This window comes from Sphingorhabdus sp., from assembly GCF_044354325.1.
GTDB lineage: Bacteria > Pseudomonadota > Alphaproteobacteria > Sphingomonadales > Sphingomonadaceae > Sphingorhabdus_B.
This window is the reverse complement of record NZ_JBILAF010000059.1, coordinates 1-12,712: the sequence shown is the minus strand read 5'-3', so window position 1 is coordinate 12,712 and position 12,712 is coordinate 1. Positions and strand designations below refer to the sequence as shown.

16 protein-coding genes, 1 tRNA gene and 1 pseudogene are annotated in these 12,712 nt (G+C 55.2%); 14 read left to right on the top strand and 4 right to left on the bottom strand.

The annotated features are described in order from the left end of the window. Window positions 1–58 precede the first annotated feature (58 nt). From ACIQ0G_RS06865 to ACIQ0G_RS06830, 8 genes and pseudogenes are all read left to right on the top strand, one after another. A complete protein-coding gene (locus ACIQ0G_RS06865) occupies window positions 59–586 on the top strand; it encodes a CarD family transcriptional regulator (RefSeq protein WP_306062043.1) in 528 nt (175 codons plus the stop codon). 115 nt (window positions 587–701) lie between these two features. Then, on the top strand, window positions 702–1,046 hold the full coding sequence (locus tag ACIQ0G_RS06860; RefSeq protein ID WP_397577261.1) for a DUF393 domain-containing protein: 345 nt from the start codon (window positions 702–704) through the stop codon (window positions 1,044–1,046). After that, window positions 1,043–2,290, top strand: coding sequence for an FAD-binding domain-containing protein (locus ACIQ0G_RS06855; RefSeq protein ID WP_397577260.1), 1,248 nt, complete (start codon window positions 1,043–1,045; stop codon window positions 2,288–2,290). The genes ACIQ0G_RS06860 and ACIQ0G_RS06855 overlap by 4 nt, the downstream gene beginning before the upstream one ends. A gap of 132 nt (window positions 2,291–2,422) precedes the next feature. Beyond that, window positions 2,423–3,049, top strand: a complete 627-nt coding sequence (locus ACIQ0G_RS06850; protein WP_397577259.1) for a class I SAM-dependent methyltransferase — start codon at window positions 2,423–2,425, stop codon at window positions 3,047–3,049. Further along, window positions 3,022–3,765 (top strand): GIN domain-containing protein, encoded by a 744-nt coding sequence (locus ACIQ0G_RS06845; protein ID WP_397577258.1) that lies wholly within the window; start codon window positions 3,022–3,024, stop codon window positions 3,763–3,765. Before ACIQ0G_RS06850 ends, ACIQ0G_RS06845 begins: the two co-directional genes overlap by 28 nt. After that, the gene (locus ACIQ0G_RS06840; RefSeq protein ID WP_397577257.1) at window positions 3,762–4,274 is read left to right on the top strand and encodes a DUF192 domain-containing protein; all 513 of its coding nucleotides are present in this window, start codon (window positions 3,762–3,764) and stop codon (window positions 4,272–4,274) included. Before ACIQ0G_RS06845 ends, ACIQ0G_RS06840 begins: the two co-directional genes overlap by 4 nt. 48 nt (window positions 4,275–4,322) lie before the next feature. Then, the gene (locus tag ACIQ0G_RS06835) at window positions 4,323–4,709 is read left to right on the top strand and encodes an NADH:ubiquinone oxidoreductase subunit NDUFA12 (RefSeq protein ID WP_397577256.1); all 387 of its coding nucleotides are present in this window, start codon (window positions 4,323–4,325) and stop codon (window positions 4,707–4,709) included. After that, window positions 4,706–5,116, top strand: a pseudogene (locus ACIQ0G_RS06830) (DUF2155 domain-containing protein); the annotation flags it as partial. The gene ACIQ0G_RS06835 and the pseudogene ACIQ0G_RS06830, both read left to right, overlap by 4 nt. A 35-nt stretch (window positions 5,117–5,151) precedes the next feature. On the opposite strand, the gene aat reads toward ACIQ0G_RS06830, so the two are convergent. After that, on the bottom strand, window positions 5,152–5,910 hold the full coding sequence (aat, locus tag ACIQ0G_RS06825; RefSeq protein WP_397577255.1) for a leucyl/phenylalanyl-tRNA--protein transferase: 759 nt from the start codon (window positions 5,908–5,910) through the stop codon (window positions 5,152–5,154). Between the two features lie 153 nt (window positions 5,911–6,063). On the opposite strand from aat, the gene purC reads away from it, so the two are divergent. From purC to purQ, 5 genes are all read left to right on the top strand, one after another. Then, the gene (gene purC / locus ACIQ0G_RS06820; RefSeq protein WP_125230782.1) at window positions 6,064–6,843 is read left to right on the top strand and encodes a phosphoribosylaminoimidazolesuccinocarboxamide synthase; all 780 of its coding nucleotides are present in this window, start codon (window positions 6,064–6,066) and stop codon (window positions 6,841–6,843) included. Between the two features lie 60 nt (window positions 6,844–6,903). Continuing rightward, a complete protein-coding gene (locus ACIQ0G_RS06815; RefSeq protein WP_397577254.1) occupies window positions 6,904–8,751 on the top strand; it encodes a M16 family metallopeptidase in 1,848 nt (615 codons plus the stop codon). After that, a complete protein-coding gene (locus ACIQ0G_RS06810; RefSeq protein ID WP_397577253.1) occupies window positions 8,712–9,785 on the top strand; it encodes a M16 family metallopeptidase in 1,074 nt (357 codons plus the stop codon). Before ACIQ0G_RS06815 ends, ACIQ0G_RS06810 begins: the two co-directional genes overlap by 40 nt. Before the next feature lie 108 nt (window positions 9,786–9,893). Further along, window positions 9,894–10,124, top strand: a complete 231-nt coding sequence (gene purS, locus ACIQ0G_RS06805) for a phosphoribosylformylglycinamidine synthase subunit PurS (RefSeq protein ID WP_183941822.1) — start codon at window positions 9,894–9,896, stop codon at window positions 10,122–10,124. Continuing rightward, window positions 10,124–10,789 (top strand): phosphoribosylformylglycinamidine synthase subunit PurQ, encoded by a 666-nt coding sequence (gene purQ / locus ACIQ0G_RS06800; RefSeq protein WP_397577262.1) that lies wholly within the window; start codon window positions 10,124–10,126, stop codon window positions 10,787–10,789. The genes purS and purQ overlap by 1 nt, the downstream gene beginning before the upstream one ends. Here the strand turns inward: purQ and ACIQ0G_RS06795 are convergent. After that, a complete protein-coding gene (locus ACIQ0G_RS06795; RefSeq protein ID WP_397577252.1) occupies window positions 10,757–11,143 on the bottom strand; it encodes a hypothetical protein in 387 nt (128 codons plus the stop codon). The two genes, purQ and ACIQ0G_RS06795, sit on opposite strands and share 33 nt — an antisense overlap. A 6-nt stretch (window positions 11,144–11,149) precedes the next feature. Next, window positions 11,150–11,881 (bottom strand): queuosine precursor transporter, encoded by a 732-nt coding sequence (locus ACIQ0G_RS06790; RefSeq protein ID WP_397577251.1) that lies wholly within the window; start codon window positions 11,879–11,881, stop codon window positions 11,150–11,152. 58 nt (window positions 11,882–11,939) lie between these two features. Between ACIQ0G_RS06790 and ACIQ0G_RS06785 the strand changes: the two genes are divergently transcribed. Then, window positions 11,940–12,016: transfer RNA gene (locus ACIQ0G_RS06785), tRNA-Arg, on the top strand. A gap of 193 nt (window positions 12,017–12,209) precedes the next feature. Here ACIQ0G_RS06785 and ACIQ0G_RS06780 read toward each other — a convergent pair. Then, a partial coding sequence (locus ACIQ0G_RS06780) for a hypothetical protein (RefSeq protein WP_397577250.1) occupies window positions 12,210–12,712 on the bottom strand: 503 nt, incomplete at its 5' end.

Sequence of the window (12,712 nt, the reverse complement as noted above, 5' to 3'; positions counted from 1 at the left end):
TGGACAACAAGATGTTGTCAGCGAGCTTATTCTCCCGAATAATCAGAAAGGTCGAAATATGACGTCCAACGCGGCGATGTTTGATGTAGGCGATTATGTGGTGTATCCCAAGCACGGGGTTGGTCGCGTAATCGAGCTTCAGGATTCCGAAATCGCAGGGATGCAGCTGCAACTTTATGTGCTGCGCTTTGAAAAAGAAAAAATGACGCTTCGCGTGCCTTTCAACAAGGCCGAAGGCGTTGGCATGCGCAAGCTGTCGAGCGACAAAACGCTCAAGGAAGCAATGCATACGCTCACCGGCAAGCCCAAGGTAAAGCGCACCATGTGGTCGCGCCGTGCCCAGGAATATGAAGCGAAGATCAACTCGGGCGACCTCGTTTCGATCGCTGAAGTGACCCGCGACTTGTTCCGCCCCGATGACCAGCCAGAGCAGAGCTATTCGGAGCGTCAGATTTTTGAAGCGGCATCAAGCCGTTTGGCCCGCGAACTCGCGGCAATGGAAAAGACCGACGAAAAAGCGGCTCTCCAGAAAATTTTGGCTATTCTGAATGAAGCGGCACCGCAATATTACGAAAAAGCGGAATAACCCGTTTCCTTACCGGAAATTCAGAAGGGCGCTGGCAACGGCGCCCTTTTTTTGGCATTGTTATACCATATTATGCCCAGCCTGACGTCCCCTTGCGGCACGTCTAAACAGAGGCATGTTCAATCTCATCATCTGGTATGACGGCGCTTGTCCGCTGTGTGTTCGTGAAATCGCGCTGATGCGGCGTCTCGATTGGCAGCGAAAAATCGACTTCCAAGATATTGCGCCAGAAACGGCCATATGCCCGCTCGACCGGCAGCTGATGCTTGACCGTCTTCACGCCTGTGAAAATGGGGTGATGTTATCGGGCGCTGCAGCATTTGCGGCGATGTGGCGGCATATTCCACTGCTTAAACCCCTTGGTTGGCTTGCGCAAAATCCCGTTATTTTGGACATATTCGAGCGGCTTTATGTCCGCTTTCTGAAAATCCGTCCTTATTTGCAAAAGTTGCTGGCATGACAGTGGTGAAGGATATTTTTCCCGCCTCGCGGAACGCTGCACTCGCGCGCCTTGCGCAGTTCATACCCGGCGCAGGGCAAAATTATGCCTTTGGCCGCAACACGGATCCGGGGCCAGAGCAGCCAAGTGCTGTCTCCAAGCTCTCGCCCTATCTTCGCTATCGAATAATTACGGAGCATGAAGCCGTCCAAGCGGTTCTGGAGCAGCACAGCCTGGCAGCAGCGGAAAAATTCATTCAGGAAATATTGTGGCGCACTTATTGGAAGGGTTGGCTGGAAATGCGCCCGTCCGTGTGGACGCAGTTTCAGGAAGAACGCGACCGGCAGCGCGATAGTTTCCCCAATGCGCGCGCAATCCGCAACGCTGAGGCTGGGCAGACCGGCATTGAGGGCTTTGACGATTGGGCACGCGAGCTGGTGGAAACGGGCTATCTGCACAATCACGCGAGAATGTGGTTTGCCTCAATATGGATTTTCACGCTGCGCCTGCCATGGGCGTTGGGCGCCGACTTTTTCCTGCGCCACTTGGTTGACGCCGACGCAGCGAGCAACACGTTGTCATGGCGTTGGGTCGCTGGCTTGCAAACCGCTGGCAAAACCTATCTCGCGACAACGGACAATATCGCGCGCTACACCAATGGGCGATTTGCACCAAAAGGGCTGGCGACGACGGCAATAATCCCACCTGATCTGACCGTCGCAAATCCCCGTCCCATTCCGTTCGCAGTGCAATGGGACAGGCAAAAGCCGGCATTGTTGTTGGTAACACCGGACGACCTGCACCCAGAGTCGCTCTTTGCTCCTTCGGCGCCATTCAAGGCGGCATTTGTCGCCGCTGACCCCACCACCTTATGGGGCGACAATGCACGGGGTTTCGTCGCAAGCGCGTCACGTGACGCAGCAGAACGGGTCCGCACTGCGTTTCAATGTCCCACGGATATTCACGATACACTCGATATCGAAACCTTAATCACACAGGCAAAGCAAGCAGGCGCCGAACAGATTATCACCGCTTACGCGCCGGTGGGTCCGGTTGCTGACCTTTTCGCCAAATGCGCTCCGCGTCTGGAACAAGAAGGCATAAAGCTCGTCCAAACCCGCCGAAGCTGGGACGAGAAATTCTGGCCACATGCGACCAAGGGCTTTTTCCCCTTCAAAGAAAAAATCCCGAAGATCTTGGGTGAAATAGGTTCGAAGGACAGCTTGCAATTTGCTCTTGAGTTACATTCCCGAAGTGCATCATAACCACGATACACAAGGAGATTGACCCATGCGTAAAATCACGCTGTTCCTGCCATTTACCGCGATAGCCCGCGCCGCGTGTGGATATTCCGTTTCGGACGCTGCCGGGGATGTTAAACCTTCAGGCGCCAACGCATGAACGGTTGGTGGGACCGGCACGTCGTCCCCCGCCTGATTGGCTGTGCCTGCACCCAGCCTGCGGTGATGCGTGATCGCGCGAGAGTTGTTCCGCGCGCATCGGGGGACATTCTGGAACTGGGCTGCGGCGGCGGAACCAATCTGCAGTTTTACGACTGGTCGCAGGTGCGATCCCTATCGGGTGTTGATCCCTCGCCGGAATTGCTTGGCCGGGCGCAAGACGCGCTCTTGCGGTCAGGCCGAAGCGCAAATTTCGCAAACGGCATTGCAGAGGCGCTTCCGTTTGAAAGCAGCAGCTTTGATACTGTCGTCACCACCTTCACATTATGTTCGGTTCAGGATCCAACCGCCGCGCTTTCGGAGGTCCGGCGCGTCCTGCGCCCCGGCGGACGGCTGATATTTTTGGAGCATGGCAAAGCGCCAGACCCTGCTGCGGCAATATGGCAAAATCGGATTGAGCCTGTTTGGAAACATATTGCCGGCGGATGCCATTTGACCCGACCCGTAACTGGGGCCATATCTGATGCTGGCTTTGTGTGTGATGCGCCGCAGGGACATTATATGAAAAGGACACCAAAATGGCTTGGCTGGGTGGAATGGGGCGAGGCAACGTTGGCACATTAATTGTTGCCATCTCGCTGTCCGTCGGATTTTTTGCAGAAAGGCCCGCGCTGGCCGACGAACGCAAAATCCTCGTCGCCAGCTTTGAAAATATTCAAGTCATCGGCGACATCAAAGTACAGGTGCAAACGGGCAAAGCGCCATCTGCCAAAGCCAAAGGCGACAAAAGGGTGCTCGACGCCCTGAAGCTGGAACGTGTCGGCCTGACATTACGTGTGCGTCTTCAGGGTGCTTTGAACAACGAACAGGGCGTCCCGATGACGCAGCCGATTGAGGTCATGCTATCGACCCAAGCTATTAAAGACATGACGGTCAGCGGCAATGGAAGCTTGCAAATTTCCGAGGTAAAGCAACAAGACGCCGCCCGCATGCTGGTGGCTGGTAACGGTTCCATTGCGGTGGAACGGCTACTCACCGACCAATTTTCGGCTGACATCGACGGAAACGGGCGGATCGATATAAAAGCCGGAAAGGTACGTGACGGGCGCGTCACATTGAATGGCACCGGGTATTTTGATGCGGCCAATATCCCCATGCGCAATGTGCGGCTCGAACATATCGGTAATGGGGAATCCCGCGTGCATGTCGACGAAGCGGCCAATATCTTCAATCGCGGAACCGGATCGATCAATGTAGGTGGAAACGGAAGTTGTTTTGTGAAACAGGCCGGCAGTGCCGCTATTAACTGTGCCAGAATCGAAAAAGGATCGCCTAAATGAATTTACGTAAGCTTGGCAAAATGGGCCTTTACGCTACCGCCCTTTCGCTTGCCGCGTGCACAATGCCTGCCAATGGCGGAAACCAGACCGCAGGGTGCAAACCCGGAACGGGCGCAGGTCGGTCTGCCGCCGGGCTTGAACAAGTGACATTGTGCGTCACCAGTGGCGCAAAAACGCGGGCGTTCACGGTCGAACTTGCGCAGACGTCGATGGAGCAGGCCAAGGGATTGATGTTCCGGACCGAGCTTGCGGACAATGCGGGCATGATCTTTCCTTTTCCTGAACCGCGCATGGCAAGCTTTTGGATGAAGAACACGGTGATCCCGCTCGACATCATCTTTGTCCGGACAGACGGAACGATTGAGAGCATCGCCGAAAACGCAATTCCGTATTCCACAATGACGGTTGATTCGGGTGAACCCGTTGGAGCGGTATTGGAACTGCGCGGCGGGTTATCCGCCGAGTTGGGTATTTCAGCGGGTGACACCGTTAAATGGACCGCAAAGTAAGGCAAATAGGGATTGCACCGCAACGTGCTTGCTCCTAATCGCGGGTCCATGGGTATTCTCGGTAAAATCTTCACTTGGTGGGACGGTGCCACCATCGGCACAACGATCTACAGCTGGCGTAAGGGCAAAGCTGTGGGCAGCGATGCCGAGGGAAATAAATATTACCAGTCGTCCGACGGTAAGCGTCGCTGGGTCATCTACAATGGCGCGAACGATGCAAGCCGCGTTGCGCCCGACTGGCACGGATGGTTGCATGGTACCCATGATGGCGATCCGGAAAGCTATTTGCCTCCAGTCCGCGGCTATGAAACACTGCCTGAGGCCAATTTGACGGGCACGGACCGTGCCTATCGGCCAGCAGGATCGATACAGCGTGGCGGCCATCGTGCTCGCGCCACTGGAGATTATGAGGCGTGGAGTCCCGACGCATCATGATTCGCCGGCACAGCCTTATGCTGCTGCCGTTGCTGGCAACGCTCGTGGCGTGCGGACCCACTGACGAAGAAAAGCTGGCTCCGGAAAAATCCGGCAAAGCCCAAGCGACCGCAGACCGGATTGTTGCTGGGTCCGACAATGCACTTGGCACACCAATGGCCGAACGTGTTGCCGTTTTGGGCCTGTTGAACAAACGCAACGGACAAACGCGCGACATTGAACTCAAGCCCGGCGAAGCCATTCGCTTTGGCAAAGTTGTTGTAAGATTGCGTGCCTGCGAGAAAACAGCGCCGTGGGAAAATTACCCCGATGAAGGTGCCTTTGTTCAGCTGCTGGTGCATGAACGCCCGCCGGGTACAACCGACGCTGAAAAATGGCGCAGTGTGTTTTCAGGCTGGCTCTTCAAAGAAAACCCGGCTGCAAATGTTGTCGAACATCCCGTCTACGATGTCTGGGTCAAAAGCTGCAGGATGAGCTTCCCTGGCGAAGAAACGCCGGTCGAAGAAAAGTCATCGGAAGAAGCGACAGCACCTGCCGATAACGCATCGTCCAGTGCACCCCAGACTGCGCCTGCCGAACCTGCTGCTCCGTCCAATGAAGACGCTAAGCCCGACGAGGGCTGACCGGTCGTCTTCAACGCCGATTCGAGTAATTTCAGATACTTGCCTTGGGTGATTTCAATGGCACCAAGGCTGGCCAGATGGTCCGTCATGAACTGACAATCCAGCAGTTCGAAGCCACCTATTTTAAGACGCGCGACAAGCCATGCCAGTGCCACTTTTGACGCATCGGTCTCCCGCGAAAACATGCTTTCGCCAAAAAATGCGCGGCCCATGGCGAGCCCGTAAAGGCCGCCTACCAATCGGCCGTCGACCCAACATTCCACACTGTGCGCGCGGCCTTGTGCATGCAGTTGGCAAAAGGACTCCTCAATATCAGGGTTTATCCACGTCTCGCGCCGATCGTCCTGCGACTCGGCGCATGTTGCGATGATTTGGGCAAAGGCTGTATCCGCCGTGACTGTAAACCGCCCCTGCCGGATCGTTTTCGCCAATGATTTGGACAGCCGAAACCCGTCCAATGGCAAAATTGCACGATATTCCAGTTCAATCCAAAAGGTATCGGGGTCATCGCGGGCGTCGGACATCGGAAATATGCCATTGGCGTAGGCCTGAAGCAGCAAATCCAGATCGATGGGCAAAAATCTGTCCTTTCCTGTCCGTTAAGGGGCCTATCTCGAATTGCGCCGCCGCATGCAATGGATTATAGCGATCAAAATGCCCCGGCAGCGTTTGGTCATTTCACGACCGGCACCGCCGGGGCACGTCATTTTAAGCAAAGTCAGGGACCGCATATGACCCGCCGCCGCAAAATATACGAAGGCAAGGCCAAGATTCTTTATGAAGGCCCTGAACCTGGCACGCTGATCCAATATTTCAAGGATGACGCAACCGCCTTTAACGCCCAGAAAAAGGGTACGATTTCCGGCAAGGGCGTCATTAACAATCGCGTCTCTGAACATGTTTTTACGCGCCTGAGCCATATTGGCATTCCCACCCACTTCATCCGCCGCCTGAACATGCGTGAACAGCTCATCAGGCAAGTTGAAATCGTGCCGATCGAAGTGATTGTGCGCAATGTCGCTGCGGGCACTTTGTCCAAACGGCTTGGTATCGAAGAAGGCACACCCCTGCCCCACACATTGCTGGAATATTGCTACAAAGACGACAGCCTTGGCGATCCGCTTGTAGCCGAAGAGCATATTGCATGCTTCGGTTGGGCCACGCAGGAGGAAATGCAGGACATTTCTTCAATGGCGATCCGCATCAACGACTTCATGTGCGGCATGTTCGCAGCGATTGGCATTCGATTGGTGGACTTTAAACTGGAGTTTGGCCGACTGTTTGACGGCGATTTTTCGCGCATCATTTTGGCGGACGAAATCAGCCCGGATGGGTGCCGCCTTTGGGACATCGAAACCGGCGAAAAGCTTGATAAGGATCGCTTCCGCCGTGACTTGGGTGGTGAAGCCGAAGCCTATCAGGAAGTCGCGCGCCGTCTGGGCCTGATGCCGGATGAAAGCGAAGGCGCTGTGCTCGATATGGTTAGCCATAGGCTGCGTAAAGGCAAGTAACACAAGAATTTACATCTTTGCATCTTGCTATCGGTGGCTTTCTCTGGACACAGTCGATCGATGAACAAGAGACTTTTAGTTGTATTGGCGGCGGCTGCCTGTGTTGTAGGCGCACCCGCTTTGTCCGCTGCGCCGCAAGAGAGAACTAAAGTCGAGGGCACGGAACGCACCGCACCCTGGAATGCCGAGACTTCTAATCTAGAGCCAGATCGCAGCATCATTTACGGGCGGCTGCCCAATGGTCTGCGCTACGCCATTCGCCCGAACCAGCGCCCCCAGAATCAGGTGCTTGTGCGCATGACTATCGACTTCGGGTCAGCGGCAGAGGCGGAGGACGAGCAGGGTCTTGCGCATTTCATTGAACATATGGCCTTTAACGGCAGCACCAACGTGCCCGAGGGCGAGATGGTCAAAATGCTTGAGCGGCTTGGCCTCTCCTTTGGCGCCGATACGAACGCGTCAACGGGGTACACACGGACCGAATATAAGCTCGATTTGCCGAAAGCCGACCCACGCCTGATTGAGCGCGCTTTGTTCCTCATGCGCGAGACCGCCGGGAATATCTCGTTTAACCCCGCAGCGGTTGATCGTGAACGTGGGGTCGTATTGGCGGAGCGGCGCGAGCGCGAAAATTTCGCGTTTCAAAGTTGGCGGGCTGCCAACAATCTCTATTATCCCAACACCTATTTTTCGACACGCTACCCGATTGGCCTAGCCGAAATCCTCGAAACCGCACCCGCGGACCGGTTGAAGGCGCTGTATCGCACATATTACCGGCCAGACCGGATCAAGATCATCGTGGTTGGGCCAGTGGATCCCGTTGCGATTGAGCGCGAATTGGCGAACAAATTCGCCGATTGGCAGGTCACAGCACCACCCTTGGGTAACCTTGACCGGTGCGAACTCGACACGACACGTGGCGTGTCTGCCGCAAGTTTTACCCATCCTGAAATCAATGAAGCCATTGTCGTTCAACAGTTTTTCAAAGACAAATTCCGGCCCGACACCGTCGAACGGGCGATGATTGAACTTAAGATGCAAATTGCATCTGAGATAATTTCCCAGCGGATAAGCCGCCGGTCGCGTTCAGAGGACATTCCTTTTCTAGGCGGTGGTATAAACTTTACCTTAGGAATCTGCGACAATTATGCCGCCGTCGGCTTTAGCGCAGGCGGCAAAGACGGCAGTTGGCGGGCATTGCTGCCATTTACAGAACAGGCTGTCCGGCAAGCCCTGCAATATGGTTTTGACGACACCGAAGTTGCCGAGCAGATAAAGCGCCTCGACACCTCTTATGAAAACAACGCCAAGGCAGAGGGCACAGAGCAAAGCGCTTCGATCGCCAACGCATTGGTCGGACTTGACGATAACGTCTATAATTCAGACGCCTACCGGTTGCTGATATGGCGCCAATTGCGTCCGTTCATGACGAAAGCTGCCGTCAACGCGGAATTCGCAAAATGGTTTGGCCAAATGACGACCCCGCAAATATTTCTGTCGACGAAGCAGACGTCAGGGACGTCTTCCGATGATATCTTGACCGCCTATGCCGCAAGCCGCGCCGCTGCGGTGGCTGCACCCGTCGCGCGCCAGGCATCAGCATTTGCCTATACGGACTTTGGCCCCGCCGGCACCGTCGTTGCAGATACAATCATCCCCGACCTCGGCATTCGCACAATCCGCTTTGCCAATGGCGTTTTGCTGAACCTCAAAAAAACCGATTTTGAGGACAATCGCGTGCGCTATTCCCTGCGGATCGATGGCGGACAATTGCATTTTGCGAAGGACGAGGCGGTATTGGCTTGGCTGATGTCCGGGGCGTATGTTTCCGGTGGTCTTGCGCACATGATTTTGAAGACCTGCGCTCCTTGCTTGCCGGGACAACCGTCACACCCGCATTCGGGGTAGCTGAAGACTATTTCGGCGGCACTGGTGCCGTCGCACCTGTGGACTTGGAACGCCAGTTGCAGGTGATGGCCGCGTACACGAAATATCCGGGCTATGCCGACAGTGCCCTCCGCTTGTTCCGCCGCCCATTGCCAGAAATCTTCGCGCGGCTGGACGCAACTCCGGGTTCGGCATTGAGCATCGCCATGGCGCGAATCATGACGGACAATGACCCCCGCTTTGCGCTGGCACCGCTTGAAAAGGTCCAAGCGGCCGATTTTTCGCAGCTGAAATCTGCGTTGGGTGATGCGCTGATCCAGAACAGAATGGAAATCGCCATCGTCGGCGATCTCGATGAAACCGCCACAATTGCCGCTGTTGCCCGCACTTTTGGCGCCATGCCCACCCGAACGGGCACTGCAGATATGACAGCTCAGGACGCACGCTGGAGCACGGCCAGCGGGAATTTCGATATCCCGCACAAGGGTGAAGCCAATCAGCTGGGATGGCGCCGGGTTTGGCCCACCACGGGTGACCGCGATCAAAAGCTAACACAGTCGATGGATCTTTTGGCGCGTGTCGTAACCCTGCGCCTTACCGACGAATTGCGGGAAAAGCTGGGCGCGACATATGGTGTGCAGGCAGGATCAGAGATGTCGAATGTCTATCGCGACCGTGGTGCATTTTCGATTTCGACATCAAGCGACCCCAAGGACCTCGCCGCCATCGAAAGTACGGTTGATCTGGTCATGGCCGAAATCGTGAAAGCACCCGTTGACAGCGACCTGTTTGAACGCGCACGCAAACCTGTGCTCGAAAGCTATTCCGATTGGAAAAAGCGCAACCCGACATGGTTGGGGGTTGCAGCACAAGCGCAAACCAATCCCGACAGGCTGAACCGGTTCCGGCAGAACGAAAAAACGTTCAATTCGATTACGGCACAGGATTTATGGGCACTGGCCAAGCAGTATCTCGGCAAACCCGCACAGTTCACATTCCGCGCGTTACCAGACGCGGCGATTGCCAAACCCATCATGGCGCCCTCCAATCCGTAAAAGCGCCCTACGGAACGCGCTTAAAATCCTGTTGGGCGCGAGCTTACCCTTGAATCGCGCGGCGCGCCTTCTATAGGAAAGGCGAACAACCAAGCAGATAGGGCGCACATGAAAACCCGTATTTTTGTCACTCTGAAGAACGGCGTGCTCGATCCGCAAGGGAAAGCCATTCATCACGCGATCGAAGGCCTTGGGTTTTCGGGCGTTCATGATGTGCGGGCGGGCCGCCTGATTGAGATCGAACATGAGCCTGGTCTGTCCAAGGCTGATCTGGAATCCATGTGCACGAAATTGTTGGCCAATATGGTCATTGAGAATTTCGAAATCGAGCAAGCATGATGCGCGCTGCCGTCATTCAATTTCCCGGATCGAATTGCGACCGTGACATGGCGGTTGCCATTCGTGACATCACCGGCGCAGACACAAGCCTTGTGTGGCACCGCGAAAGCGCATTGCCATCCGGACTAGACCTGATCGCAATTCCGGGCGGCTTTTCTTACGGCGATTATCTGCGTTCTGGCGCAATGGCGGCGCGTTCGCCTGTGATGCAGGCGGTCATTGCCGCTGCCGGTCGCGGTGTCCCTGTCCTTGGCGTCTGCAATGGTTTCCAGATCTTGACCGAAGCAGGCCTGCTTCCCGGTGCACTGATGCGCAACGCGGGCATCCGTTTCGTGTGCCGCACGGTTGGTCTGACCGTCGAAAACAGTCAATCCATGTTCACCAGCGGCTATTCAGCCGGTGAAAAAATTCACATTCCAGTGGCCCATCATGACGGCAATTTCTTTGCCGATGATGCGACGCTTGATCGCTTGGAAGGCGAAGGCCGCGTTGCGTTTCGCTATGCCGAACCCGTCAACGGTTCAGCACGCAACATTGCCGGTGTGTTAAATGACGCAGGCAACGTCCTCGGCATGATGCCGCATCCCGAACGGATGATTGAGGCCATGCAGGGTGGATCAGACGGCCGCAGATTATTTGAGGGGCTGATCCGCGAAATCGCCTAATAAATCGGGTGTTGCGTCAGATTTTTTGGCCCGCGGAAACATAAACCGACCCAAAAGTAAGATTATCGTCGGCCAAAACATGGTATTGTAAAGATCGTGCATCGCGGCATCGATTGTCGCCTCGCCCGGCGCTTGACCCTGCAGATCGGCATATTCGTTGAACAATTCGGCGACGAGGACGATCAACCAGCACCAAATACTGTCGGGCCTGCGGCGCAGGATTATTGCTGAGCCAAATAATATGAACAATGAACCATGGATGTGCATCGCATCGTTGGTCAGTCCAACCGCATCAATCAGGCGTATTTTATAGCCGATCCAATATTCGGATAGCTGCTGCACATAATCCTGCATGACGTCCTAAACTTTGGTTTTGAAGGGCGAAAAATTCGTGCCCTCGTCGAAAATATCAACGCCTTCTTTACGTTTTAACCAGCCCACAACGACATATGTTACGGGCGTCAGCACCACTTCCCAGCCCACTTTCAGCAGCCAGTTGGTGATCATAACGCTAATCACCTGCTCTTGGCTCCATAGGCCCCAAAAGGCGAGTGGGTAAAACATGATGCTATCGACGCCCTGCCCCACGACAGTCGACCCAATGGTGCGCGACCACAGATGCTTACCGCCTGTCCATATCTTCATGCGCGCCATGACATAGCTGTTCACAAACTCGCCCGCCCAAAAAGCGGTGATGGACGCGATCACGATCCGCCATACTTGTCCGAATACGCTTTCATACGCGGCTTGGCCCTCCCAGCCCGGGGCTGGTGGCAAAGCAACGACAACCCAGCTCATGAACGCCATAAACAACAGAGCAGCAAAGCCGGCCCAGATGACGCGCCGTGCGCGGGCATAGCCATACACCTCAGTCAGGACGTCGCCGATGACGTAGCCAAGCGGGAAAAACAATATCCCTGCCCCGAATATCCATTGCTCCCCGCTTATGGTCACCGCGGCCGGTTTTGCCGCGCCAATGATGTTGGACAGCAGCAAAATGGCCACAAATGCGGCCATGACGAAATCATAATAGCGGAACTGTCGTCCGGTGACGGCACTTGCGCTTTCGGTTACAACGGGAGCATCTTGCATAAAATGACATAAGCAGCTTTGCGTTCGCAGGCAAAGCCGTTATTGCGCCTCTCAGCGCGCGCCCTTAGCTCAGCTGGATAGAGCGCGAGACTTCTAATCTTGAGGCCACAGGTTCGACTCCTGTAGGGCGCGCCACGCAGTCCACAAAATCACACCTTTCCAGAGACTTCTGTCGTCGGGTGCTATGAACGGCGGAGTTTTGCGGGCCTTGCCGGTTCCTAAATTCGTGCAGAAGCCAAACTTGTCTCTGTTGTGAGACCGTTTAGCCAAAAAATAGGGCCCGTCTCACGGGCCCCAAAAACAGACTTCTTCTAACATATCGCAGGTATTAGCCGAACCCGAGGAGCTGCCTCTGATCCGCCCATGCCAGCGGTAAATCGGCGGCAAGAAGTCTGCTTGGGGTTAGCTTTAGAGGCTGTCGCCCTTCCACAATTGCAGTAACGATAAAGGGGTCTAGGCAAACAAGCTTTGCAACCTTCATCATTCGAACACGGCAGCGACCTTGTTCGGCTGCAAGGGTCGGCACTGATTTATCAGGGTTTTTAACAATTTGAGCCATGATTGCTCTAGATTCGGCGATGAGCGCGACGAGCTTGTCATCGCGTAAAGACACGCCTTCACCTGCCGAGGTGGCGGGTATGATCAGCCTGAGCGCCTTACCGCGACGCAACCTTATGGCCTCGCGTTCAATAATTAGATCGCTACTTGACGGTTGGATCGACCCCTCCGCACTAATGGCATTGAGTAAACTCCTGTTATCGATTTTGATCACCACTCGGCCTTCATGCAGGTCGACCCGGTCGACTACATTCCGAACGATGGCTTGTTTCC